The sequence below is a fragment of the Acidobacteriota bacterium genome, assembly GCA_003225175.1.
In the GTDB taxonomy this organism is placed as follows: Bacteria; Acidobacteriota; Terriglobia; order Terriglobales; family Acidobacteriaceae; genus Gp1-AA112.
In genome coordinates this window covers 14,538-40,616 of record QIBA01000066.1, presented here as the reverse complement: position 1 = coordinate 40,616, position 26,079 = coordinate 14,538, and the positions used below count along the sequence as shown (strand labels likewise).

Annotated in this window: 25 protein-coding genes; 14 read left to right on the top strand and 11 right to left on the bottom strand. The window is 54.7% G+C overall.

Features of this window, described 5'->3' with window-relative positions; translation table 11 throughout:
• Window positions 1-337 precede the first annotated feature (337 nt).
• Window positions 338-1,573 (top strand): hypothetical protein, encoded by a 1,236-nt coding sequence (locus DMG62_19420; protein PYY21183.1) that lies wholly within the window; start codon window positions 338-340, stop codon window positions 1,571-1,573.
• Here the strand turns inward: DMG62_19420 and DMG62_19415 are convergent.
• The 9 genes from DMG62_19415 to DMG62_19375 form a co-directional block, all read right to left on the bottom strand.
• Window positions 1,529-2,266 carry a 1-acyl-sn-glycerol-3-phosphate acyltransferase gene (locus DMG62_19415; GenBank protein ID PYY21182.1) on the bottom strand — a complete coding sequence of 246 codons (738 nt, stop codon included), beginning with the start codon at window positions 2,264-2,266 and terminating at the stop codon, window positions 1,529-1,531. The genes DMG62_19420 and DMG62_19415 overlap by 45 nt on opposite strands.
• On the bottom strand, window positions 2,263-3,474 hold the full coding sequence (locus DMG62_19410; protein PYY21181.1) for a hypothetical protein: 1,212 nt from the start codon (window positions 3,472-3,474) through the stop codon (window positions 2,263-2,265). Before DMG62_19410 ends, DMG62_19415 begins: the two co-directional genes overlap by 4 nt.
• A gap of 504 nt (window positions 3,475-3,978) precedes the next feature.
• Window positions 3,979-5,388: a UDP-N-acetylmuramate:L-alanyl-gamma-D-glutamyl-meso-diaminopimelate ligase gene (locus DMG62_19405; protein ID PYY21180.1), complete on the bottom strand. Its 1,410-nt coding sequence runs from the start codon at window positions 5,386-5,388 to the stop codon at window positions 3,979-3,981.
• Window positions 5,389-5,390: 2 nt separating this feature from the next.
• Window positions 5,391-6,365 carry an LD-carboxypeptidase gene (locus DMG62_19400; GenBank protein ID PYY21179.1) on the bottom strand — a complete coding sequence of 325 codons (975 nt, stop codon included), beginning with the start codon at window positions 6,363-6,365 and terminating at the stop codon, window positions 5,391-5,393.
• 43 nt (window positions 6,366-6,408) lie between these two features.
• The gene (dapF, locus tag DMG62_19395; GenBank protein PYY21178.1) at window positions 6,409-7,212 is read right to left on the bottom strand and encodes a diaminopimelate epimerase; all 804 of its coding nucleotides are present in this window, start codon (window positions 7,210-7,212) and stop codon (window positions 6,409-6,411) included.
• A complete protein-coding gene (locus tag DMG62_19390; protein ID PYY21177.1) occupies window positions 7,209-7,913 on the bottom strand; it encodes a magnesium transporter MgtC in 705 nt (234 codons plus the stop codon). Before DMG62_19390 ends, dapF begins: the two co-directional genes overlap by 4 nt.
• A 136-nt stretch (window positions 7,914-8,049) precedes the next feature.
• Entirely contained in the window at window positions 8,050-10,551 is a 2,502-nt protein-coding gene (locus tag DMG62_19385; GenBank protein PYY21304.1) for an ABC transporter permease, read from the bottom strand.
• Window positions 10,552-10,766: 215 nt separating this feature from the next.
• A complete protein-coding gene (locus DMG62_19380; GenBank protein PYY21176.1) occupies window positions 10,767-11,117 on the bottom strand; it encodes a PadR family transcriptional regulator in 351 nt (116 codons plus the stop codon).
• Between the two features lie 289 nt (window positions 11,118-11,406).
• A complete protein-coding gene (locus tag DMG62_19375; GenBank protein ID PYY21175.1) occupies window positions 11,407-12,108 on the bottom strand; it encodes a hypothetical protein in 702 nt (233 codons plus the stop codon).
• 371 nt (window positions 12,109-12,479) lie between these two features.
• On the opposite strand from DMG62_19375, the gene DMG62_19370 reads away from it, so the two are divergent.
• The gene (locus DMG62_19370) at window positions 12,480-13,997 is read left to right on the top strand and encodes a hypothetical protein (protein ID PYY21174.1); all 1,518 of its coding nucleotides are present in this window, start codon (window positions 12,480-12,482) and stop codon (window positions 13,995-13,997) included.
• A 177-nt stretch (window positions 13,998-14,174) separates the two neighbouring features.
• A complete protein-coding gene (locus tag DMG62_19365; GenBank protein ID PYY21173.1) occupies window positions 14,175-15,374 on the top strand; it encodes an aldose 1-epimerase in 1,200 nt (399 codons plus the stop codon).
• Window positions 15,375-15,382: 8 nt separating this feature from the next.
• Here DMG62_19365 and DMG62_19360 read toward each other — a convergent pair whose 3' ends face one another.
• Both DMG62_19360 and DMG62_19355 read right to left on the bottom strand, forming a co-directional pair.
• Window positions 15,383-16,504 (bottom strand): energy transducer TonB, encoded by a 1,122-nt coding sequence (locus tag DMG62_19360; protein PYY21172.1) that lies wholly within the window; start codon window positions 16,502-16,504, stop codon window positions 15,383-15,385.
• Window positions 16,497-17,063: an RNA polymerase subunit sigma-70 gene (locus DMG62_19355; GenBank protein ID PYY21171.1), complete on the bottom strand. Its 567-nt coding sequence runs from the start codon at window positions 17,061-17,063 to the stop codon at window positions 16,497-16,499. The genes DMG62_19360 and DMG62_19355 overlap by 8 nt, the downstream gene beginning before the upstream one ends.
• A 163-nt stretch (window positions 17,064-17,226) precedes the next feature.
• Between DMG62_19355 and DMG62_19350 the strand changes: the two genes are divergently transcribed.
• The 11 genes from DMG62_19350 (at window position 17,227) to DMG62_19300 (ending at window position 26,063) form a co-directional block, all read left to right on the top strand.
• A complete protein-coding gene (locus DMG62_19350) occupies window positions 17,227-17,481 on the top strand; it encodes an NrdH-redoxin (protein ID PYY21170.1) in 255 nt (84 codons plus the stop codon).
• A 79-nt stretch (window positions 17,482-17,560) separates the two neighbouring features.
• Window positions 17,561-18,271, top strand: coding sequence for a YggS family pyridoxal phosphate-dependent enzyme (locus DMG62_19345; GenBank protein PYY21303.1), 711 nt, complete (start codon window positions 17,561-17,563; stop codon window positions 18,269-18,271).
• A 6-nt stretch (window positions 18,272-18,277) separates the two neighbouring features.
• Entirely contained in the window at window positions 18,278-18,589 is a 312-nt protein-coding gene (locus DMG62_19340) for a YggU family protein (GenBank protein ID PYY21169.1), read from the top strand.
• Window positions 18,590-18,640: 51 nt separating this feature from the next.
• On the top strand, window positions 18,641-19,912 hold the full coding sequence (locus DMG62_19335; GenBank protein ID PYY21168.1) for an MFS transporter: 1,272 nt from the start codon (window positions 18,641-18,643) through the stop codon (window positions 19,910-19,912).
• 113 nt (window positions 19,913-20,025) lie between these two features.
• Window positions 20,026-21,324, top strand: a complete 1,299-nt coding sequence (locus DMG62_19330) for a peptidase M48 (protein PYY21167.1) — start codon at window positions 20,026-20,028, stop codon at window positions 21,322-21,324.
• A gap of 70 nt (window positions 21,325-21,394) precedes the next feature.
• Complete coding sequence (locus tag DMG62_19325; protein PYY21166.1) at window positions 21,395-21,841, top strand: hypothetical protein; 447 nt, start codon at window positions 21,395-21,397, stop codon at window positions 21,839-21,841.
• Between the two features lie 25 nt (window positions 21,842-21,866).
• Window positions 21,867-22,313: a hypothetical protein gene (locus DMG62_19320; protein PYY21165.1), complete on the top strand. Its 447-nt coding sequence runs from the start codon at window positions 21,867-21,869 to the stop codon at window positions 22,311-22,313.
• 151 nt (window positions 22,314-22,464) lie between these two features.
• Window positions 22,465-23,097: a hypothetical protein gene (locus DMG62_19315; protein PYY21164.1), complete on the top strand. Its 633-nt coding sequence runs from the start codon at window positions 22,465-22,467 to the stop codon at window positions 23,095-23,097.
• A 147-nt stretch (window positions 23,098-23,244) separates the two neighbouring features.
• The gene (locus DMG62_19310; protein PYY21302.1) at window positions 23,245-24,276 is read left to right on the top strand and encodes a hypothetical protein; all 1,032 of its coding nucleotides are present in this window, start codon (window positions 23,245-23,247) and stop codon (window positions 24,274-24,276) included.
• Window positions 24,277-24,294: 18 nt separating this feature from the next.
• Window positions 24,295-25,230, top strand: a complete 936-nt coding sequence (locus DMG62_19305) for a serine hydrolase (GenBank protein PYY21163.1) — start codon at window positions 24,295-24,297, stop codon at window positions 25,228-25,230.
• A gap of 98 nt (window positions 25,231-25,328) precedes the next feature.
• Entirely contained in the window at window positions 25,329-26,063 is a 735-nt protein-coding gene (locus DMG62_19300; protein ID PYY21162.1) for a hypothetical protein, read from the top strand.
• Window positions 26,064-26,079 lie beyond the last annotated feature (16 nt).

Here is a 26,079-nt window from a genome sequence, read left to right as displayed (position 1 = left end):
GCTAACCTCCATCCGTGCCAACCGACCAGCCAAAATCCGGAAACGGCAAAGAGAGCCTGTACTGTCCGAATTGTGCCCGTGAGGTCACCGATCCCCTGACCTGCGGAGATTGTTCAGCCGTTATCTGCCGCCGCTGTGGAACGCCTCTTGAGTCTGCCGACGAACTTGGGATCGGCTGATCTGCATTTTGCACGGAAGTGGTCGTCATTTACACTCCACTGTTTTGGCTTTTCGGTTGATCGCGCTACTGGCCACCGTCTGCTTTACAAACACATCACAAGACCGCTCTGTGAGGGTTGAGTTTGCAACCTGAACTCCGCGTGCGTGCGCAGTACCGATGAGACTGACTTTCGCAAAAGGACAAATGAAACTACTGGTCATTGGGGCAGGAATGATGGGATCGGCAGCCGCGTTCGATATGGCGCGGTCGAGCGGAGTGGAGTCCGTTACGCTGGCGGATTGCGACATTGCTCGCGCGCAAGATGCTGCCCGATTCATCGCCAAGAGTCATGGCAAGAAGGGAGCATCTGTACAACCTGTTGCCTTGGATGCAGCCGACGAAGGTTCTGCTTCCGCTCTCATGCGCGGACACACCGGCGTTCTTTCCGCAGTTCCCTATTTTTTCAACGTGCATCTCGCTCGCGCCGCGATCGGAGCCGGCTGCCACTTTGCCGATCTCGGCGGCAATAACACAGTGGTCCGAAAGACCCTCGCGATGGGCGCGGAAGCCGAGAAGAATGGAATCGGCCTCGCTCCTGATTGCGGCTTATCCCCGGGTATGGCGAGCGTTCTAGCCGGCGACTTAGTGCGACGTTTACGTAGTGACAAGCGCCGCGGTCGCGCTGGCAAACATGCTAAGAAAGGCGAAAAGAGTTCAATCGATGCGCTTAGACTCTATGTTGGCGGGTTGCCCAAGAAGCCTCGACCGCCATTCGAGTACCAGCTCGTTTTTTCAGTAGAAGGTCTCATCAACGAGTACGTGGAACCTGCGCGCGTGCTGAAAAACGGGAAGCTGGTGGAAATTGAGCCGCTGACGGAGCCGGAAGAATTTCGCATTCGCGGCTTTCGTCCGATGGTTGCATTCCACACTTCAGGCGGAACCTCAACCATGCCAGAAACGTTCCAGGCAGAAGTTGGAGAGTGCTTCGAGAAGACTTTGCGCTATCCCAACCATTACACGCTGATTCGCGGGCTATACGATCTCGGATTCTTCTCGAGCGAGAAGCGGCGGCTTAAATCTGGAGAGGTCAGCCCTCGTGAGCTCACCTCGTATTTGTTTCTGGAGAAACTCTCAGGCGAGGAGCCCGATGTGACGATCATGCGTATTGAGGCTCAAGCCAACAAGCGCCTTCTCTCATACACCATGATTGATGAATATGACCGCAGGACGGGCTTAACCTCGATGATGCGCACGACAGCTTGGCCCGCATCAGTGGTGCTTCAGATGATTGCCAATGGTGCGATCGCGAAGCAGGGCGGGATCAAGCAAGAACTCGACGTGCCCACAGATTTGTTCTTGCGCGAAATGTCACGACGCGGAATTAAGATTCGGTTCGCGCAGACTGGGCGGTAGCGCTGAGGCGATCTCGCTGCGGACCGCCGAAATGAGGTCGTCGTTATCGGTGAATTGCTTTGGGGAGATCTGCGCGTGAAACACCAGGCGCACGGTTCCGGGATGGATCAGACTACTCCCCTTTGGCATCAGGGATTCCGAACCTAAGATTGTTACCGCAACAACTGGAATACCACTGTCCATCGCCAGGTAAAAAGGCCCTTTCTTAAAAGGAAGCAGACGACCATCCCTGGAGCGTGTGCCTTCGGGAAAGACCGTCATGTTCAGTCCTCTGGACATCACCGCTTCGGCTGCGCGCATGCTATTTACCGCTGCCTCACGATTGCGCCTGTCTACGGCGACCAGATCTCCCATGCGCATGGCACGTCCTAAAATAGGAACCTGAAAGAGCTCCTTCTTGACTAGCACAGAAGTGCGTCGAGGTAGAGCCGGAATTAATATCGGCGGATCGAGGTTGGAGACGTGGTTGCACATAAAAATGTAGGTCTCCGAAGGATTTATTCGCTCCATTCCCTCGATCTGGATGCGAACGCCAGCTATGCGAAGGCCGGTTCGGGCAATTGACATGGCGATCGCATAGAGAACGTCGGCGCTGCCGCTGATCCATGTCCAGGGAAACGCGACGAGTGCTCCTAAAATAGTGGCCAAAATGGTGAAGACCAATGCCAACGCAGTTCTGAACGCGGAAATCATTGAGGGCGCGACGGAATCTGGTCCTCTGAGTCGAGCCAGGCCTTGCGATGGGCAAGCTGCTCTGCAGTCGCTTGCTGCGATTCGCGCAAGACATATGCTGTGAGCGACTGCTCGCCAAGCGTCAATTCAATATCTTTCCGGACACCGCGCGATTGCACTGTGAGGCGAACTCTTCTGCCCGGTGTGGAATTCGCAAATTGTTGCTCAAGCGAACGCGCAGGCTGCTGCCCATCGACAGCAAGGATCTCGTCACCTACGCGTAAGCCTGCACTGCGCGCCTGATCGCCATAGACCTCTTCTATGACAGGAGGAGGCGTGAAATTTCGCGCCGCCCGAAAGCCAGGGTCGGCAATCGTCCGATTTTCCTGTGAGAGGTTTAACCCGACTGTCGCAAAAAGATCGTTGTATGGAAGCTCTTGCGTTCCCGCAACATAGTGATCGAAGAAGTTGCGCAGATCAGATCCCGTAAGACTTTCCGAAACTGCACGAACATCATCGGAATCGTTAAAGAACTTGCGCTGCTTCGCGTAGTCGCGATTCAGTTTCTGGAATAGGTCGCGAATTGAGTACCGTCCATGGGAATCCTCGCGAATCTTCAAGTCGAGTAGAACACCCAGTAGTTCACCTTTGTTGTAGTAGTTAATGCTGCGCTCCGGCGAACGGTAGGTCGGGTACTTGTCGAGCCACGTATCGAGGCTCGACTCCTCAGCAGATTGCGTCAGGTGGGCTGGACGTGATTGCAACGTGGTAATGGCTGCAGAAAGCTTCTTGAAATAGTCTTCTGGCTTCATCAAACCGGCTTTCAGCAGCGCCAGGTCCGCAGCGGTCGTGGTCACACCTTCGCTGAACCACAGCGCTCGCGTGTAGTTCTCCCGGGAGTAATCGATTGGCTCGAGCGACTGTGGACGAATGCGCTTCACATTCCACAAATGAAAGAACTCGTGAGCGCTTACAGACTGAAAGTTTCTCAGGTCCTTCAATTCATTCGCAGAAAGATCGATCGCGGTCGAGTACGCGTGCTCCATACCACCGCCTGCCGGCGCGTGAGGAAAGTGATAGATGAAGACGTACGTATCGAACGGCCGATCATCCATCCAGGCAGTTTCTGCTGCCGTGATCTTCTTCGAGGCGATCGTAGTTGGTCGCCCTGAGAACATGAGCCAAAGTCTCGCTGGGTGTGGCGGTATGAACATCCCGGGCGTGAACATCCAATGATGGAAGAGCAGTTGCCAATTTCCAGCCCGGAGGCACTTGTTCAAAACGCAGGGTGATCGGCAATTCTCGTCCGGCGGGCGGATACATCAAGACCTCAGCCAGGTTAAAGAACGCGTGGTGCGCATTGAACTGCGCCCCAAAGGGACCCGCCTCATCGAGCATGAGATCGTACTGCACTGTCACCCAACCCGGCTTGGGCTTGAATTCCCAGGTAGTTTTGTCTATCTGTATTAGAGGCAGTTGTTCTCCTGACTGACTCAAGGCTTTCACTCCAATCACGTTCTTGGCGAAGTCACGCACCTGATAAAGAGCGTTCCATACCGGCAATTGAACTTGATTGCCGGCGCTCTCCGCATCGTAGGTCATGGTTACATGAACGCGATGATGCGCAGCATCAGCCAGCGTGATCGTGTAATCAAGTTTCGATTCCGTCTGCGCCCGCGCAGCGGCCGCAATCAGGAGCAGCACAGGAGCTAGGAGACGCACCGAGCGCAGTCTCATGCCGTCTTGCTCAAACGCGCAGGCAGCTTCTCGTAAATTCCGCCGAAGCCGCCATTCGAGAGGATGGCAACAACATCTCCTTCGCGCAATTCGGGAGTAATGGACTCGATAATCGCGTCGGCATCCTTACACTCGCGCGCAGGATGCTTCCGCTTATTAAGTTCCTTCACTAATTCCGTGCTCGAAAGGCGCTCCCCCTCGGGAATCGCTTCAGCCTTGAAGACGCTGGCCACAACGATCTCATCCGCATTCGCAAGGCTCGCTGCCAGTTCTTTAAAGAAGATATTCCGGCGCAGCGTGTTCGAGCGCGGCTCCAGAATCGCCCACAGACGGCGGTTCTTGTAGCGAGTGCGCAGCGCCTTCAGAGTCTCCGCAATCGCAGTGGGATGGTGTGCGAAGTCATCAATGATGGTTACGCCCGCAACTTCCGCCTTCACTTCGAGGCGCCGCTTCACACTCTTAAACGAAGCAAGGGCTTCAGCAACTGAATCGGCGGAAATGTCGTAGCGCGCGGCCATGGCAGCAGCGGCTGTCGCGTTCATCACGTTGTACTCACCGGCAAGAGACATTCGCAAATCGGCCCACGGCTTTCCTTCTCGCTCAATCTTCCACGATGTTTCATCGCTTCCAAACACCAGATCAACAGCTCGCCAGGCCGATGTCTCACGTTGACCATAACGTTCGACTTTGCAGAAAGCGCGCGCTACGCATTCATCGAGGTTGACGGAATTATCGTATGCCACGAGATATCCGCTTCGCGGAATAAGGTTCACCAGGCGCTTGAAGGATGTCTTCACTGCATCAAGATCTCTGTAGATATCCGCGTGATCAAATTCGACAGACGAGACAATCACGGAATCGGGAAAGTAGTGCAGGAACTTCGGACCTTTATCGAAGAACGCGGTATCGTATTCGTCGCCTTCAAGGATGAAGTGTTTGCTTTGCCGCAAGGCGAAACTGGTTGCGAAGTTTTCTGCGACGCCTCCGATCAGGAACGATGGGTTCTTTCCTGCGACCTGGAAGATCCACGAAAGCATGGAGGTCGTCGTGGTTTTTCCATGCGTCCCGGCTACAACGATCGACTCACGTCCCCGCAAAAAGCTTTCGTAAAGGACCTGCGGCAAAGACCGAAGCGGAATATGATGGTCCAGCACATGCTCCAATTCAACGTTGCCGCGTGAGATCGCATTGCCAACTATTACCAGATCGGGACGTCGTTTCAGGTTCTCCTCGGAGTATGGTTCCGCAAGGGGAATGCCCATGCTGCGGAGCAGGTCGGACATCGGCGGATACGCAGCGGCATCGGAGCCAGTCACGTGAAATCCGCGCTGCTTCAGTAAGCCAGCAAGAGACGCCATTGCTGTGCCGCATATCCCGATGAGGTGTACGTGCTCGCGTTCGCTCAATCCTATCCTGCCCTCGTGGTCTCACTGCGTGGTGTAGTTGCAGCTTCCAGAATCTCCAGCGTCGCGCTCTCTGCAACTATCAATCGCGCACGCACCCCAATCGGCAGCGTGATGTTTTCAGCAGAAACGTGTCCGGAGCGCAACCCGAATGCTACCGGGACATTCAGGTCGCCCAGGATGTGGGCAATTGCCTCCTGAAGAGTGTAGCCCGCGCTTGCGGGAGGAGAGCACTCGAGCATCTCTCCAAAAACGATGCCTCGCACTTTCTCCAGCTTACCTGCGTATCTTAATTGCATCAGCATGCGATCGATTCGATAGGGCCACTCACCCAGATCTTCGAGAAACAGAATCGTCTCTTCTGTCCGAATCTCATAAGGTGTTCCGAGAGAGGCAACCAGCAGTGAAAGGCACCCACCGTACAATTTGCCTTCTGCCTCTCCAGGGCAAATCGCCTCCATCGCAGGTGAATCCGAGTTGGTAATAGTCCACTGCGGCTGCCCAGAGCTGGCGAAGGAGAATGACTTGAGATGCACGCCTTCAGGCCGAGCGAAGTCCTTCGCCAACATGGGACCGTGAAAGCCGATCAGACTGAGTTCGTCGTGAAAGTAGGTCAGCAATGTTGTCAAATCGCTGTATCCGCAAAAGATCTTCGGATTTTTGGCGATCAGGCTGAGGTCCAGATGAGGCAACAGATAATTTGAACCATATCCGCCACGTGTGCAGATGATCGCCTTCACTTCCGGCAAGCGAAACATCTCATGCAGCTCATCGACGCGACGCCGTATTCCGCCCGCAAAATAACGTTCGCGCTCGAAGATGCTTTCAGAAAAGACAGGAACAAGACCAATCTGCTGCAATGCCAGAACACCTGCTTCAAACTCTTTCCGATTCACCGGGCCGGCTGGAGCAACGATGCCAACCGTGTCTCCTCTTTGCAGAACTGGGGGGCGAAACAGAGATGAGCGCTCGGCAGTCACAAGTTTTCAATCTTAGCTGATACGAGTCAACCGAAGCGGAAGCTTAATAGTCTTGATAGAAGAATTCGCCGCGGCACACCAGGCGTGCCGGACCTTCGAGAAGCAAGGCATCTGCTCCATCCCAGTGAACCACCTGCTTGCCTCCGGGCGCGTAAACCTCCACCGGAGAGGAGACTTGGCCTGTGTGAATTGCGGCTATTGCTGAGGCGCACGATCCTGTCCCGGAGGATTGGGTCTCCCCGGCTCCGCGCTCAAAGATGCGGAACTCGATTTTGTTACGTCCGAGAACGCGCACGAATTCTACGTTCGTTCCATGAGGAAATTCGCGGCTTTGCCCGATCACCTCTGCGCGAGCCTGCCATCTCTCGGGAAAACGGTCAACGAACTCAACGAAGTGTGGATTCCCTATCGAGATCTCTAGTCCCTTTGCATTTCCTCCGGGAATGGGAATCCTCTTTTTTCCCAATACTGCAGCGCGTCCCATCTCGACCATGAATTCGAATTCGTGCTCTGAACGGCGAAGAAGCATACACTCCTTCTCGCCCGCGCCGGTCAAGATGCGGACCTCAGATCCACCCCGTCTTTCTACCGCCCAGGCGGCAACGCATCGAGTTCCATTTCCGGAAATCTCGGCTTCCGAACCATCAGCGTTAAACAGCCGAGCGACGACCTGGCCCTTTTCATCAATACTCACCCACTCGACACCATCAGCGCCAACTCCTCGGTGGCGATCGCAGAGACATCGGGAGAGTTCAGCCGGGTCATTACCCATGCCCGCAGACTCGACGATGAGAAAGTCATTGCCGCAGGCCTCAGCTTTACAAAAAAGGATTGGCTTCGAACTCATTCCTCAGAAACCGCGTTGAATGTGGCGACGCTCTCGAATGCTGGAGCCATTTTGAGGTCCGCGCGCAGCTTTTCGTGCTCAGGTAGCGTGCACGTCACCTTGAACATGACGCGAGAGAGATTTTGCGAGCGGCCGACCTGCAGCCCCTGCAGTGAGAGATGGTGATCTTCGATCAGCTCGTTAACTTCATCGAGAATCTTGGGAGCGCTTTCGCCTTTGATCTCGTAGCTCATGGCCATGCGTTTCAGCCCAAGCTTGGCTTCAATCGATCCGAGTAGAAAAAGCGCAAGCAGAATGATTCCGGTCGCGAACGTAGCGAGCAGGTAATGGCCGGCGCCTGCTGCAATTCCTATGGAGGCGACCACCCAAATCGTGGCGGCAGTCGTGAGTCCTGAAACGCCGCCTTTTCCGTGAATAATCGCTCCCGCCCCAAGAAATCCCACACCCTGAACTATGTTCGAAGCGATTCGCGTTCGATCGGCAAGGCTTGGATCCGGAATGATGTCCGAAAGAATCGTGAACATCGCCGCACCGATGCAGATGAACATATTAGTACGGATGCCCGCGCTCTTGTGGTGAACCGTCCGTTCCAAGCCAATCAATCCACCCAGTAATCCCGCGAGCAGCAGGCGCGCGACGCTCGAGGAGAGGAACATCATGTTCTTCCACTGGGGTTCGGACATGTGTTGCAGCGGATGCATGGGGGATTCGCGATTCTAGCAAAGGCGGGGTGCAGGCTAAAGCGTGGCTTCTTCGGCTGTCCGGCCGTCGGCCTCAACACGCGCCACAGAGTGGAGACGCAGCATTGTGCGTCTCTACCATGCGCGGCGACTAGGGCTACTCGTACCTTAGAGCCACCGTCGGGTCGACCCTCATGGCGCGATGTGCGGGAACATAGCAGGCAAGAAGCGCGATCGTGCACAAAAGCGTAGCTACAGCCAAAAACGTGAGCGGATCGGTCGGCTTAACCCCAAACAACATATGGGAGAGGAGTCTTGTGAGTCCCAGCGCAGCGATGACTCCAATTGCCAGGCCAACCAGCGTCATCCGCGCTCCGTCATTCATAACGAGCTGCAACACGTGGAAGCGCTGTGCGCCCAGAGCCATTCGGACTCCGATCTCCTGCGTTCGCTGCCCGACCAGGTATGAGAGCACGCCGTAAATTCCTACGCTGGCAAGCAACAGGGCAATGCCGGCGAATACAGCGAGCAATGTCATCGCGAAACGCTTTTGTCCAATCGAATGCGCAACGATTTCCTCGAGCGGTTCCGGAGAGAACACAACGAGTTCACCATTGACCTCCGATAGGCGTTCTCGCATCTCTTCAAACGACGGCACGCCGGGCAGCGTTGTGCGCAGGTAAACATCGGATGCCAATCCACCGCGCTTGAGGGCGCTGTCAGGTACCTGCATGATGGGCTCGTACATCTGCGCGTGCAGTGGACTTTTCGAATCGGAATCCAGCCCCCACTGATTCACATGGGCGACGACTCCGACGATCTGCGGATTTGGAGCTTTGTCAGGATCATCCGGATCAGTGTTTGTGTTGATGAAATGTCCGATCGGGTCCTCGCCAGGAAAATACTTTTCCGCGAAACTCTCGTCGATGACTGCCACTCTTGGAGCATGCTCGTTGTCGGCGGCGGTAAAGAATCGTCCACGTTTGAGCTGTATCTGCATGGCCTTGAGGTATTCGGGTTCGACTAAGTAGCGGAGCGTCATAGGCAACTGGCTGAGTCGAGGCATGGGCCTGCCAACTATCCAGAAGTAATCCTCGTTGTCGCTTTGCATCAGAGTAGCGCCCCAACTGAAGGAAACTGCCTCGACACCTGGAAGGGAAGCCAGCTTGTCATGAAGCTGCCGCTGAGTAGCGCGAACAAGGTCGGGTGACTTGTTCTTGTACGACGCCGGTCCTGAAAAGGAAAATGTCATCACGTTATGCGGACTAAAGCCGGCATCGAGTCCCCAAAGCACGATCAAGGTTCGGATCATGAGACCAGCGCCGATCAACAGTACGACTGCCAGTGCCATTTCGGAGATGACGAAAATGCCTTGCGCACGACTGCGACCGCCGGCCAAAGTGCGGCCGCTTTCCTTCAGCGTCGAACCAACATCCGAACGTGAGGTCTTCCAGGCAGGAGCAAGTCCGAAGGCGATGCCTGAAAGGATGGAGACAACCAACGTGAACAACAGGACGCGCTGATCGAGTCCAATATCCTCCGCCCGCGGCATCGTCACAGGCATGGCAGCGATGGCGGCTGCCGTCCCGAACTTCGCCAGAACGAGTCCCAGCGCGCCACCTACGAACGCGAGTAATACACTCTCAGTGAGGAGTTGGCGGATAATCCGCATCTCGCCTGCCCCGAGTGCTATGCGAATGGCGAATTCACGACTCCGGCCGGTAGCCCGGGCCAGCAGAAGGTTCGCGACATTCACACAGGCAATGAGCAGCACGAACATCACAGCACCGAGGATGACAAGAAGCACAGGACGCATGTCGCCGACCATCTCATCTTTGAGCGGCAGCAGATAAGCCTTCTTACTCCCGTTGACGTCGGGATAAGCAGCGGCCAGATCTCGCGAAACGCGATCCATGTCTGCACGAGCCTGTTCGAAGGTGACCCCGGGTTTCAGGCGACCGATTCCGTCTAAACCCCACCCTGCAGCGCGATTATTGTGAAACTGCGGCTCGTTGAATTCCCCAACCGCGGCATAGACCTCGTTTGCTGGTCCCCCGCGCTGGAAATTCTGGATATGCAGATGAAACGTGGATGGAACCACCCCAATGATGGTGCGGCCCACATCATTCAGCACCATGCGTTGGCCAATAATCGTGGGGTCGGATCCGTATTTCCGCTTCCACAATCCTTCAGTAATCATCACAGTCGGGTTGGCGCCCAGCCGGTCTTCGTCGGCGGAGAAGCTGCGTCCCAAAAGAGGATTTATCCCGAGAATCTCAAAGAAACCTGCCGAGATCATCTCTCCATGCAGATGCTCGGGTTCGCCATGCCCCGAGAGGTTGAATCCAGTGGAGCGATACGCAGCGATGGAGCTGAAACTGCGATTCATCCGGCGCCAGTCTTCAAAGTTTGGATATGAAATCGACCCGTTTTTGAAATTCGGCATTTCGGTGAACAAAGAAACGATCTGCTCGGGATGTGGATATGGTAGCGGATTGAGCAACACTCCGTTCACAACAGAAAAGATTGCTGTGTTCGCGCCAATTCCCAGCGCGAGAGTCAAGATGGCAATCAGGGCGAAACCCGGGGACTTGGCCAGCATGCGTGCTCCGTAACGCAAATCCTGCCAAAAGGCTTCAAGAGAAGCTCCCGACCACATTTCCCGAGTAGCTTGCTTAACCAGGAGAACGTTGCCGAAGTCTTTGAGAGCAGAATTACGTGCGTCGCGTACCGTCTGCCCATTTTGAGTCCGATCTTTGATCGCCATGTTCAAATGCGATTGAATTTCGTCGTTGAGATCAGAATCCTTCTCTTGTCTGTTGAATAACGACATCCGATTCTCCGTTCTAAGCCGAGCTCAATAAGCGAAGACTCTTATTCCGAGCGTACGGGTTTCAGCACTGCCGCAATGGCATCTGACATCTGAGTCCAGCGCGAACGCTCTTCAGCAAGTTGTCTGCGGCCCGCAGCGGTTAGCTGATAAAACTTCGCGCGTTGATTGTTTTCTGTAAGCTTCCATGCCGATTTGATCCACTTCTGACGTTCAAGACGATGGAGCGCGGGATAGAGCGATCCTGTATCAACCTGAAGAACATCTCCGGATTGCACTCGGATCACCTGACTGATCCCATACCCATGTTGCTCACCCCAAATCAAGGTCTGGAGAATCAGCAGATCGAGGGTCCCCTGCAAGAGTTCAATGCGATTTTGATAATGAGGATTCATTCAGCTCCGGGATGCAGTACGTCTACATGCTGGTTGTAGACGGTCTACTTCCTATCCGGTTAGCATGTTCTTCACCGATTGGGAGCTAGATTGATTTTGCGAGACTTAACGAATCAGAAATTGGCAGGCCGAGCAGCCCGACTGTTCACAGAAGATGATTCCTGTTCGGAAGCGAACAGCTGGACGGATGGGATCATCCCATTCCAATCCCATGCCTCGGGTGGGATCTCGATCGGATCTCGTAATCTAAGTCCTTTCGATCATGGGATCCGCCCAAAAAGCACTTAGATTAATCCTGCACAGCAGCTTTGGCTTCGCCAAAGTCTTTGCGAACGGCTGAAATGAATTGTTCCGAGCCCGATGGCGGACGCACCGATCCGCTCAAAATGTTCCGGAAATCGATGTCGCGGCCGTAGAACGTGCGTGTGTCCCCGCCATTCTGCTCGAACCAGCTGCCTTTCAGCGACACGCCCGCAAACAATCCGCGGGAGCGGGAGTAGGTGAGTATCTCAGAATGCATCGCGATGTTCGTATCGGCTGCAGCAGTGCGACCGACCGGCCCAGCGGATGCAGAGGCATCGACTCCCAGTTTTATCTTGTGGGCCATCAGCGACTCGAGGCCGCGGTCATTCATGAACAGCATGACTACATCAACAGCTTGACCGCCAATTTGCAGACCAAAGGTTCCCCCTCCCAGGCGATAGAACGCGGGCGCGCTCCATCCTTTACCGGTACGGCAGGTAACCACACCTTGCCCGTACTCGCCGCCGATGCCGAAGCCAGCCTTCATCATGGTCGGAATCACACCGACACATTGGGCGTGCGCAAGGATCTGCTGGGGCACTCCCCTGTCGGGAGCTGAAGTGATCTCATCGAGGATGGTGCCTGCCTTGTCGAGCCGCTCTCGGAGCTTTTCCCGGTCTCCTTCCGCAAAGCTGCACGTTGTAAGAAGGATCAAAAGAGAAGTGAGGGAGATTAGCTGTCTTTTCAAAGTACGCTCCTGGTTTAATATTCATCGTGTGCATTTGCATTGCCTTATCCAGCCATCAAGTACGAAAGGTAATGGCCTTACAGGCGAGGCAACGGCTTCGGTAAACCCTTGTGCGCGCGCGCATTTTCCGACTGCAGTTCCAAATATTCCGGCTGGCGATTCCGGTCAATCCTCTCAATAGCTTGGCGCATCGTCACTAGGCTGGCTTCGCCCACTTCTTTGCGCCACTGGCATCAGCAATCATCTTGAACAAAAGTACTCGAAATGAACTGCCGTGAGGCCCACTACCTTCGTTATCTGACCCATGACAGTAAATAAGGTGTGTAATTCGGGCGGAGATTGACTCGAAATTTCTTGAGACACCGAACAAAATGACGCCACGAAACGACATCACGGCCGATCCCCGGGCAGCCGATGTTTTCGAAGCGACGTCTGGCAAGAACACATCAATCGATAGCGGCGGATTGACATCCAATCGTCCGGCACGCTCCCGACGTTATACGCGCATCGCAATCTCGCTGCCGGTGGTGGTCCGCGACCAGTTTGGCGGACGCGAAGAAACGCGCACGCAGTTTGTGACCGTTCGCGGAGCCATAATCGCCACGAACTCCATCCTTCGCGTGGGACATAAGTTGACTCTCCAGATCGCAAAGACTGGAAACGCGGCGGAATGCCACGTCGTCGGCATTGAACCCGTGGTCAAGGACGGGAATTCGGTGGAGGTTGAGTTTACTCGCGAGCAACAGGACTTCTGGCCCGTTCAGTTTCCGCAGGAAGATTTGAAAACCGATTCGGGCTCTTACAGATTCAAAACGCAGGCCTCGCCATCGTTCGGCACGCAATCGTCTGGACTCGGCGACTCATCGAAGCATCAAGTATCCCAGCCTCCGATTAGAGGCGCCAACGAGATTGTGAGCCTCGCCGATTCGATTGCAGGAGAAGCCTTTTCAAGCGCTCCCACCAGCACTTCTACAAGTACTTCTTTCAACGCGCCGGAAAAATTTACTTCCAGATCGGCACCTATTGATTCGGTAGCACAATTCCGCGCAGCCAATCGCGCTGCACATCGCCGAGAGCAACGAAGGAAAGCCTTTTATTCGGCTTTGTCGATAGCGGCCTTGGCGGTCGCTGCAATCGGAGTGCGATATTGGATGCAGCATCGATCAGAGATTGCCCAAGTCAGTCTTCCCCAAGTGAGTATTCCGAGAGTCAGTCTCCCTCAGGTAAGACTATCCTCGATATCGCAAGTTTTGCCGAAGACGAAAAGCGCAGAAAAACCAAGTTCCACGACGAGCCATGATGAGGCGGAGGCGGACGGCACAACGCAAAAGGCGACTCCGAACACGGCTGAGGTCGCGCGCTCGACTCCATCGTCGCCAGCCCTCGAGTCGGCACCGCCACCGACACGCGCAGAGACAAACCCTGCAGAAGCGCAGGTAGCCGTCCGACATCAAACGGCGTCGGCATCTTTACCAAAACCAGTCGAAGACGTGGACGAGGAGCCCCTGGCGCTTCCTTTGACAGTGGACAACAGTTCGAATGCAACGAAACCGGACGTTCTAAATGCGGTAGTCGCACAAACCCCGATGAAGGCAGCTTTGCTGGCGCCTCAGCCAGTGCGAAAAGCAGTGCCAGCGAGATTGGTGTACTCGGCTCCCGCACAATATCCCTCAATGGCACGTCAAGTCCGCGCTGAAGGCGAAGTGATAATCACCCTCGACGTGGACACGTCAGGCAACGTTTCGGCAGCGCGGGCTGTTTCGGGACCGCCCATTCTTCGCTCGGCGGCGCTCGATGCAGTAAAGCGTTGGAAGTATCAGCCAGCTACGTTGGGCGATAAACCAGTCGTCAGCACCGAAGTTGTAAAGCTTCAGTTCAAATTGAAGTAGCTACACAACTCTTCTTTCCGAACCGCTTTGGTCCTCGTGAATGCCTCTGTGGTGCCATCGTCGTGGACCTGCTCGCTAACCTTGGCGCGCAATTCCTCCGTTTAGATCATGCGACCGATGCTTTGAGCGCTCGCGTATCATAGACGGCCATATAAAACCCCTCTGAGGGCGACGCCAATGAAAAATCGCCGGTTGTTTTTCCTGCTTTTGCTCACGTTTTTTACGCAATCGCTCGCACAAAAAACCAACACAGCGCAAAAGGGAACAAAAGTTGTTCCGGCCCCAAGCTCAGTCTCTATTGGCGGAGAACCAGTTGTCGTATTAAAGCGTCCCCAGAGCACTGATCAAAGCAAGCCGCAGTTCCTGACAGCCACTGTGCTTCCCGGACGAGGAATGGCGGTGCTGCAAATCACAGCCTACGTGCCCGGAAAGGGCGAAGTTGAAGTCCTCGCCGCGCCCTCGCTCGGCGATGCCAAGGATCTGCTCGACAACCACGACGACAAGTTTGGCAATAAGATTTTCACTATTGGCGGCGCCTTCCTTGTGCCCTATGCCAATCGGATTCGCGGCAAGGTTTCATCCGACGGAAACGAGATCACCACCACGGTTGCTGGTCAGACAGTGCACTTGCCGGCGAACTGGAGCGGCAAAAACCCCGGAGCCGAGAAGCATTCGATGCATGGACTGATGCTTACCTCGAAATTTGAAAATGTTGGCCAGCACAGCGCTCCCGACGCTTCGACCGTTTCGGGAACCTTTCATGCTGGTGATTGGAGTGGGCATTGGCCATCCAGCACAGATGTAACCGTAAAAGTCGCGCTCACTAATCAAGCAGCCGAATTGACGATCACGGCCAAGAACGTCGGAAAGGAGCCGCTGCCGATGGGAATCGGATGGCATCCATACTTCGCGATTCCCGGCGGGGACCGCAAGCAAGCACGTCTACATTTGCCTGCAGAGAAAGTCGCGGGAATGAATAACTACGATGACGTCTTCCCCACTGGCGAAGTTCATCCGGTCACGATGGGAAACGGCAAATACAACTTCACGGCGCCGGAAGGCAAGCCGCTCGATGACATCTACCTGGACGACAATTTCCAGGATTTGAAGCGCGATGCAACCGGCAGTGCGACAACGGCGGTCATTGATCCTGCTTCGAAGTATGGAATTCGCATTCGGGCGTTGTCGCGAGAGATAAAGTCAATCCAGGTTTACTCGCCACCGGACAAGAGCTTCGTTGCCGTCGAGCCGCAGTTCAATCTTCCGGATCCCTATGGCAGCGAGTGGAAGAACAAACTGACGAGCATGGTCGTTCTCAAGCCGGGAGAGTCGACCACGTGGCGCGTGCGCTTGGAGTTATTCGCTCCGACGACATAGAACCCGAATCAGAAGAGCCGGAAATTCACTTCAACATCGATGGCAACTGCCACCGGCTTACCCTCTTTGCGAGCCGGTTCGAAGCGCCACTGCTTTACTGCTTCGATGGCTTTTTCATCGAGACCCATGCCTAACGAGCGCACAACGCGCAGCTCGTGAGCCCTGCCGTCCGGTGCCACGACCAGCGACAGCACCACCGTGCCCTGATACTTTGCCTCGCGAGCCTCGGGCGAGTACTCAGGATCGGGCTTGTAGATCGCCCGGGGAGCGCTTACTCCACCTCCCACTGTATATACTCCGCCACCGTAGCCTGCACCCCAGCCTGCCCCAAGCCCTCCCCCGATTCCGCTGCCGATGCCGAGACCAGCACCCCCACCAATCGATGCACCGTATCCAATCCCATTCGATGGAGGTCCCGCAACCGCAGATCTCGGATTTCCCAAATTGGGCAACCGCTTATCGGGAGAATTTACTTGCAGAGGTACGACCACAGTAGCCTCAGCAATCAATTTCGCATGATCATTCCGAATCACAACCTCGGCTGGGGCAAATTGCTCCAGAGATTTCTTCGGAAGGTGTCCTTGCGACGCTTGCAGTTTGTCATGATCGCCACCACCACCCCCTCCTCCCGCGGACTTGGTCGCATTATCGAGAGCCAAATAGTCCGAAACGGGAGGTTCTATAAGCGTGAGAGTCTGCACTCTCCGCTCATGATGCTGATCGACCCAAAAGCCCGAAGTAATAATCAGGGTCAACGCTACTGCGTGTGCCAGTACGGAGAGTGCAAAATTCGATCGGTGCAGGGCATAGCTGCTTGCATCTTCTGCGAAAAGTGTTGGAAATATGCGTTCTTTAGCGGAATTGGCTGGCGGCTGCGGGAACGATCGACCGGCAATGACCGCCGAGGCCATCACCTCACGCCCGCTCAACGGTGAGCTTGCGAGAGCGCTCTCCATCAATCTGACTCTTAGTTGCGACCGAAAATCGGGCCGTGGCAGAGTACGCAAATCCGCTGCTACGCCCAAGAGTTCAGCCACCGTTGCATCGACGTTGGAAATCGCGGCATCAGGCTCGGCGAACAGAACATCGATCCCGAAATCAAGCTGTTGGATAAGTGCCGGACTAAACATATCTACCCCTCATATGACTGCGCAAAGTCTGCAATGCGCGGAACTGAAGTTGCTTGACGGCCCCTTCGCTTCGTCCAAGTTCCTGCGCGATCTCGCGTATGCTGCGCTGATCGACGAAGCGGCGGATGATGACCTGCCGTTGATCTGCCGGCAAAGCCTCGACAAGCTGGAACAACATCGCACGCTGCTCGACGACAGCTGCAATTGCAGCCTCTTCTACTTCGTCGCCAGGAACTTCTAGCCGTTTACCCAGCCGCTCCCAACGATCTGCCAAAACTCTCGCTGCGATGCCAAGCAACCAGGCAGCGAAGGGTTTACCCTGCCACTCGAACCGCTGAATACTGGCAAGCGCCTGATGAAAGATTTCAGCCGTCAGGTCCTGCGCTTCTTCGCGATCACGAACGCGGTAAGCGACAAAGGCATATACGCGTTCGAAATTGCTCTCATAGAGCTCAGCAAAGCGGAGCGGATCGCGTTGCGCGGCCTCAATCAAAAGCCGTTCGTCGGTTTCAAACTCCAGAGCCCTCACTGGCGTCTCCCTAGGGGACTGTGTCTTCATTGGAGTAATCCGTACAAACGGCAGAAAGGTTACGGTTAGGGTCGCAATTATTTCATCAGTATCAGCGCAGAGCGGGAAATTGCGTCCGCAGGCTCGGCCTTTAAGCCCAGCAACTTAGAAGCGCAGAAGCTCTCTTGAGTTCCCGTCTTGCTACGATAGAAATATGGACTTAACCGTTTACACGGCGTTCTGGTGTCGGGACTGTCGTGAGGCCAAGAACTTTCTCAAGAAACACAATATTCCCTTTAATGAAGTCGACATCGAGTGCACGCCGGGCGCAGTGGACGAACTTATACGGAACGTAGGCAAACGTGCGATACCGCAGTTCGTCATCAATGGCAAATGGGTACAGCCCTACCGACCTGGAGAAGGTTTCCTTTACGAAGAAATGAGCGCTCTGCTAGGCGTCCAGGAGTGAAACTCCAGCCGATGCAACATCGTAGACACGCAGCATGCTGCGTTTTTACCACGCCGTGGGCAACTCGGTGATTGTCCACATGAAGCCATTAACCGCCATCGCTGAAAATGTCGCCTCCGTTCAAGAACGAATCGTAGTAACAGCACGCCGTTCCGGGCGTAGGAGTGCCGAAATAATCTTAATGGCGGTTACGAAGACTCAGCCGGTCGAAAGCATCTTCGCGGCTTATGAGGCCGGCATTCGCAGCTTTGGCGAAAACCGAGTACAGGAGTTTGCGTCGAAGAGTGAGCAGTTGGGAGAACTAAAGGATGCGGAATTCGCGCTTGTGGGACGGCTTCAATCCAATAAGGCGGGTAAGGCTATTGATCTCTTCTCAGTAATACACTCCGTTGACTCTTTGCGGCTAGCCGAGCGAATTAGCACACTTGTAGTCGCCTCCAGCCGCGCACCAATGCCGATCGCGATTGAGATCAACTCCGGAGATCCCGCCAAAGCGGGATTAACTCCAGACTCTCCCGAGTTAGAAGAACTATTGCGTGCAGCGCAGCGACTGCCGGGTATAAGCATCCAAGGCCTGATGACTATTCCTCCCCTCAGCGAGGATCCCCAAAGAGCCCGTCCATACTTTCGACAATTGCGCGAATTGCGCGACGACATCGCGAAACGGAAATTGCCCGCAATCAAAATGGACCTGCTTTCCATAGGTATGTCTCACGATTTCGAAGTCGCCATTGAAGAGGGTTCCACATGCGTCCGCATTGGCACGGCGATCTTCGGCGAGCGGAACTGAACGCAGATGGTCAGAATCCAGCAATCGGGAGAATCGGTCACCTTCGCGGTGAAAGTTCACCCGAGGGCAAAACAAGATCGAATCTCCGGCGTGCTCGGGGATGCGCTCAAACTCGAAATTTCTGCTCCTCCCGTCGAAGGCAAAGCAAACGATGCCTGCATCAACTTTTTTTCGAATTTTCTTAAAATGCCGCGCTCCTCCGTTACCATTGCCGCCGGCCTCAGCAGTCGCAACAAAGTCATTCGCATTACCGGAGTCAAGACGTCCGCCATCGAACGGGCGTTCGCAATTGCACTCGAAGCACAGAAGGCACACTGAGAGGAACCGCGCCGTTTGATCTCGCCCACAACTTCATCATCCGATTACCCGATGGCTCAGCGGTTAAGAGACATCAAGGCTGGCTTCGAACGACCATTTTGGGTGGCGAACATCACGGAGCTGTTTGAGCGGCTTTCCTACTACGCCGCATTCGCTTCGCTGGCTCGCTACCTGCACGAAACTCTCAGGTTCCCGGTGCAACAAGCCAGCAGCCTGACTGGACTGTTCGGCGGATTGGTCTGGTTTTTGGCTGCCTTTGGTGGCGCGGTCGCAGATCGGCTGGGATTTCGTCGCGCGCTCTCCGTGGCTTATCTCATTTTGAGCTGCTCGTATTTCCTGCTTGGGTCACTCGGAGCTTCTTGGATTGCGCCCCTCCGGGAACACATCCCTCTCGTGGGTCTCGTGACGTTCGTACTCATGCTTCCCGCATTGGGCATCGCTCTGGTCAAGCCCTCGGTAGTAGGCACGACTGCGCGAGCTTCGAAAGAGAACGTACGCTCGATTGGATACTCGATTTACTACACTTTAGTGAACATTGGCGGTGCCGCAGGACCATACGTAGCGTCCTGGGTCCATCAGCGCGTAAGCGTCGAGAACGTCTTTCGGGTTGCGGCGCTGAGCGTTTTCCTGATGTTCTTCGCAGTATTGATCTTCTTCCGCGAACCCCGGCGAACCGGCGAGGTTCAGACTGCCAGTCTGGGGGAAGCGCTGAAAAATTTTGGGACTGTCGTATCCAACCGGCGCTTCATGCTTTTTCTGCTTATCTTTTCCGGTTACTGGATCGTCTACTGGCAAGAGTTCATCATTCTGCCGCTCTATGTTCACGATTACATCAATCCAAGAACCGACACGGAATTGATGTTAATCACGGGGCCGCTCGTAGTAATCGCTTTCACCATGGTGGTAAGTATCCTCACGCAAAAGATTCCTGCTTTCCAGGCGATCATCCTTGGAACTCTCATATCCGGAGTCGCCTGGATCGTGCTCGTATTCTTCCCCTCTGTTCCCGGCGCGTATTTCACGCTCGTTGTTGTTGCTTTGGGCGAAATCACGCAGTCGCCGCGCTACTACGAATACATCTCCCGGCTCGCTCCGCCAGGACAGCAAGGCACATACATGGGTTTCGCCTTCCTCCCCATCGGGATTGGCTCTTTTGCAGCCGGCGTATTTGGAGGAAAGTTCATACATTACTTCGGCGAAGTCACCCATCAGCCCCAAGGAATCTGGTGGGCAGTCACCGGAGTCGGCGTTCTGACTGCCTTATTGTTATGGGTTTACGACAGAATGTTGGCTCGTAACATTACTTCGTCAGTGGGAGCCTAAGTCTTGCGAAATTATCTGCTGCTCTGAATTCGCTATTCAGGCAACAGCAGCATCACCGCCTGCTATCCCACAGAGTACGAATCGTTGAGCAGGAAGGCGCTTCAGGTGTACTCATGGGCAAAGTCCAAGGGAAAACGGGCCCCCTCAACGCTTCATTCCACCGCTCTCTTCCACTTGGAGGCGTAGTTTGCCTGCTTTTGCTCGGACAGGGATTCGCGCAGCTATCAGCTGACACCAGAAGCAGTAGCGCTGCCGATCAGCAGCTTCGCACTTCCAGTCCATTCGCAACGCCCTGGTTACTTAGGCAGGCTGAGCAGCCGCAAGTCGACATCAGGGGTTCGGCCGCAGCCACGAAAGTCAGTGAGCCACTGCCGAAGACCAAGTACACGTTGGAGCCGGATCCATTCAATTTCGATCTACACGAAAGTGCACCCCGCGACGAAGCTCAAACGCCCGATCCGCAGGCTTCCCATGTCGACACGGCACAACGACTAGCCTCATTGCCACCGTCCGCATTCGATACGCGCAAAGCCGATGCTAAAGCGAAGGAAGCCAAATACGACATCAATCGTATCGGCGACCGTGGAGTTGGGAAGAAACTCAATTTCTATTCAATCGAAAAGGAAGAAGCGCTGGGGAGAGAACTGGCGCAACAAGTTGAACATCAAGCCAAGCTCCTGACTGATTCGGTAATCACAGAATATGTCAACCGCATAGGCCAAACTCTGGTTCGTCATTCTGACGCGAAGGTGCCTTTCACGATCAAAGTTGTTGACGATGAGCAGGTAAACGCCTTCGCTCTTCCCGGCGGGTTCTTTTACGTAAACACCGGAGTCCTGCTTGCCGCCGACACCGAAGCCGAACTAGCAGGTGTGATGGCTCACGAGATCGCCCACGTGGCTGCACGTCATACTACGCGCAACGCGACCAAGCAGTACATCTGGAATATTGCTTCCATCCCCTTGATTTTCGTGGGCGGCCCGGTAGGAGCTGCGATTCGGCAAGCATCGGGTTTTATGGTGCCAATGTCGTTTCTCAAATTCAGCCGGGACTCTGAGCGCGAAGCCGACTTCCTTGGTTTGGAATATGAGTACGCGGCCGGCTACGATCCAACGGCTTTCGTGGATTTTTTCGAGAAGCTCGAGGCACAGCAGAAGCGGAAGTCGGGATTCATTGTCCGGGCTTTCTCGACGCATCCGATGAACGATGACCGCATCCGCCGCGCGGAAGAGGAACTTGACATGCTTCCTGCGCGCGATGATTACATTGTCACCACCAGCGAGTTCGAGCGGGTGAAGTCCCGGCTCATTACGCTGAATCACGGCCGAGCGCTTGATACTGGAAAATCAGGGCAGCCCACGCTGCGCAAGCACACAGTCGAGGATGAGCATCCGCCAATCCTGCGCAGATAACCCAATCCCTTGCCTGGCAGGATGTTCTCTGGACCGGGCATTGGTGTCAGAGTAGGTTAGCGCGCTGCTCATGAGCAAACCTGACGGCAGAGCCTTTCCCGCTTACAATGTATGCAGAGTCAAGAAGGATCTAAGAATGGTTCATCCCGGCCGCAAATTTGTTGCGGTATTCGCAGTTACTTTCGCACTTCTCTCGACGAGTGCCTTCACCGAAGACAAGATTTCACACGTCGAATTCCTGGTCGTACGCAGCTATAACGGAAAGCCTGTGCGCAACGCAAGCGTAGTTGTGCATCCTGTCAATAAAGAAGGAAAACAATCCAAAACAGGGACGGAATTGAAGACCGACAGCGACGGGAAAGCCACGCTGAATTACGTCCCTTACGGGAAAATGCGCATTCAAGCGATAGCCCCTGGATTGCAGACCTATGGTGATGACATCCAGATCAATCAGCCGGAGCACCAGATCACGATCAAGATGAATCGGCCGCAAGAGCAGTACAGTATTTACAAATAGATATTCATTTTTAACACTGACCAAAATGAAACGCATCTTCCCGCTTCTCTCTATAATTTTGCTGGCCATCACGACCTCCGCGCAGTTCCTGGACAAAGAGGTCCCTGCCTATCATCCTTTGCCACCGGCAAAGGGCGAAAAGCTGACTCCGATTGCGTCCGGCGCGCAGTTGGATCAAATGAACCTTGAATACGACTTCCAGCGTCGTGCCTATGAAGCAGCGGCCAAGGTGCCTCGTGTTCTTCATCAGCTTCCCTGCTATTGCTTCTGCGACCGGTCCGCCGGGCACACGAGCCTGCACACTTGCTTTGAAGGTGATCACGGTTCCCATTGCTCCACGTGCATGCAGGAAGCGTTTTACGCCTACCAGATGACGAAAAAGGGGAAGACAGCGAAGGAGATTCGGGAAGGCATCATGCGCGGCGATTACAAGACCATCGACTTGCGTACGATGAGCGGGCCTCTAGCCTAGGAAATTTGACGTAGGTCGAGAACTCCGCGTATAAGAACAAGCTTGTGCCGAACAGTCCTGTTTGGCATGCGCTGCCGTGTTCACAGATGGGTCGATTTCCACAGCCGACACTCTCAGTGCATAAATGCTGGCCGAGAAGTTATGCCGTCGGATGGACAACAGGGTGACAGAAAAATCTAAGAATTCCGGACCTAAATCTAAGACAGAAAAGCCAGTTGGACGCCAATCTGGCCACGTTATTCAAATGCAGAAGGCTTCCACCAGTAAAACTCCGCCGCCTCCCGATCCAAAATATACACAGGCTGTGCAAAACTATGAAGCCGGGCTGAAGGCGATGCAGGAGCACAAGTTTGATAAGGCGAAGGGTCTGCTGGAGAAGGTGCTCGCCGGTTCCAGCCGGGAGCTTGCCGACCGTGCCCGCGTCCATCTCAATACCTGTAACCAGCAACTCTCGCGAGGGGCTACGTCGTTCAAAACTTTGGGGGAACACTATGATTACGCCGTCTCCCTCATCAATGGTGGACAATTCGACCAAGCGCGAGATCACATGGAAAAGATTCTCAAGCAAAACCCCAAAGCGGACTTCGCGTACTACGGCTTGGCTTTGCTGGACTGCTTGACCAACCGCTCTGAGGATTGCCTTCGTAACCTCAACGATGCCATCAAGCTGAACAGTTCCAACCGCTTTCAAGCACGGAACGATCCGGATTTCAAAAATATGGCAGACGATCCTCGCTTTACCGAGCTTCTTTATCCGGAAGTTCCGCCAGAGCCGGGACGCTGATTTGCCCAGCTTAGTTCTCGACTGGTAATCCTTCCCAGACCCGCACCTTGGGGCTTGAATTAGGATTGAGGAGTGGCGCCCTCGAGCATCAGCAAGCGCGGATCTTCTACGGAAGCCATCTCTGCCCCGGACCGAAACAAGGGCAGGATGCAGGCCGGGGTGCGACCGCTGCGTGTCGTCGCAATCGGTGGGGGAACCGGACTTTCTACGCTCTTGAGAGGACTCAAGAAGTATGCTCCGCATTCAAGCCTTATGGATGTTCCGCGGTCAGCAACAGCTGACCCTGCACCCGCAATCGGAGACCTTACCGCAGTAGTGACGGTGACAGACGACGGCGGCTCCAGCGGCCGGCTGCGCAAAGAGTTCAACATTCTTCCGCCAGGAGACATTCGCAATTGTCTGGTAGCGTTATCCGAAGATGAAGCGCTGCTCTCGCGGATATTTCAGTACCGATTTGAAACCGGAGGTGGACTTGAAGGCCATAACTTTGGGAATCTCTTCGTTACCGCTCTCACCGCAGTGACGGGGGACTTTGCCGAAGCCGTGCGGGAGTCATCGAAGATCCTTGCCACAAGAGGCACGATCTTTCCCTCAACCGTATCGAATGTGCAGCTCGAGGCGCTGATGAATGACGGTTCGACGGTATTCGGTGAGACCAAGATCACAGCGAGCCGTTTACGCATCGTTCGTCTGCGTATGGTCCCGGAAGACGCAAAGCCGCTGCCAGAGACGCTGGAAGCGATCGCCAAGGCCGACATGATCACAATTGGGCCGGGCTCATTGTTCACCAGCCTCGTACCAAACCTGCTGGTGCATGGAATACCAGAAGCCATCGCAGCTTCGCGAGCAATCAAGGTTTATGTGTGCAACCTCATGACCCAGGCGAATGAGAGCCTCGGTTTGACCGCCGCCGATCACATTCGCAAGCTCTATGAGCACGCCGGAGCCCCGATCTTCGACTACGCAGTTGTGAATACGGCCCCCATCAGTGAGTCTTTGCAAGCCAAGTATGCCTTGGAAGGCGCAAGCCGGATCGTGGTAGATCAAGAAAGAATTGAGGGGCTTGGCGTGCAGTGCATTGAGGGTAACCTTGTCGATGAGGGCGACGTTGTACGGCACGCTACCGACAGAGTTGCGGTAGAGTTGCTGGCTCTGGCGTCAAATGCACAGACTGCGTAAACTTCAACGCAAATTCAGATGAGAACACTCTTCGCGTTTCTTGCCCTGGTTCTGTCTTCACATTACACCTTCGCCGCGGTGGACACGGCTCTTCAAGCGAAGATCGAAGCTTTGGCGGCTCAGCATCATGGAAAACTGACGCTTTATGCCTCGAATTTGAAGACAGGCGCCACAGTCGCAATTGAGTCCGATAAGCCTGTTGCAACAGCATCCGTAATTAAGCTTCCCATTTTGGTTGAGGCGATGGGGCAGGTGAAGGCCGGGAAACGCAGGCTTTCGGAGAAGATCACCTTACAGAAGGACGATATCGTTCAAGGCTCCGGAATCCTGCAATTCTTCGACATTCCGTTAGTCATCACGCTGAAGGACGCGCTCACGTTCATGATCGTCGAGAGCGACAACACAGCCACGAATCTGGTGATGGATCAGATCGGCATGAAGAATGTGAACGACCGCATCGCCTCCATGGGGCTGAAAGATACGTATCTGTACAAGAAAGTCTTCAAGCCCACGGTTGGTCCAATGCCGGCGGACCAAAAAAGGTTTGGCCTAGGCAAGACGACGGCGAAAGAAATGGCTAAAGTGATGGAGAGCATCGTGCGCTGCGACTTGAAGGACCAGGAGCTCTGTGACGACATGCTTTACATGCTCCGCAACCAGCAATATCGCAATCTAGTGCCGCATTACATTGAGACGTCGGATACGTCGGAAGGCCTGTCGCTAATCGCCAACAAAACCGGATCGCTCGATGAAGTTCGCAACGACGTGGCCGTAGTTTATTCCAAAAATGGGCCGATTCTTATCTCGGCTTTTACCTATGACAATCAGGACAAGAGCTGGAATAACGAGAATGCTGCGGAACTGCTGATAGCTCACATCGCCAAGCTGATCTTGGAGACATGGTCGCCGCTGGGGCTCGCAAAAGAGATTCCGCCCGCAACTTCAGCTCCTTAAGTGGGTTAAGTCAGCACGAGGCTGGCGTGTGCGGCAAGGTTCAAAACGTCGTATCATGTGCCGGATAAGCAGTTGGTCTTCATCCAAAGGTGGCTTCCATGCGCGGTCTGATTCCTTCCCTTCTGCTGTGCACGTCCTTGGCATTTTCCCAAACTTCGGCGAATGAAACTGCTGCTCAAAAGACACTCACAGTTCCCGCAGGACAGAAGCTGCTAATGCAGCTCAAGAGCGGCATAAACACCAAGACTGCGAAGCCCGGCGATGGCGTGTATATGGAAACCAGCTTCCCGGTCAGCATCGACAACACAATGGCAATACCCGCGGGTACGTACGTCCAAGGTGTAATCGACAACGTAAAGCGCTCAGGCCGCATTAAGGGACGCGCCGAGGTTCTCTTTCACTTCACTACTTTGATTTTCCCCAGCGGCTACACAGTCTCGGTTCCCGGATCGGTAAACGACGTTCCTGGCGCTGACAACGGCCGAGTTATCAACAAGGAAGGCAGCGTACAGGCTGACGGAACTAAGGGCAAAGATACCGGCACAATAGCCGGGCCTACGGCTGAGGGTGCCATCATCGGGGCACTGGCGCGAGGGGGAAAGGGAGCGCTCATCGGCAGCGGCATCGGTGGGGCGGTAGGACTAGCCGAGGTTCTGTTTACTCGCGGCAATGAGATCAATTATCCGGCAGGCACTGCGGTTGAGATGATTTTGCAGCGTCCTATCACGCTCGATCAGCAACGTATCACTGAGGCCAGATCTGAGATGCTTCCGAGGCCGGGTCCCACCAGGTTGGAGAAGCCTCGGCTAACACCAGAGCCATCTCCTCGCTAATCTGCGGAAAATGACT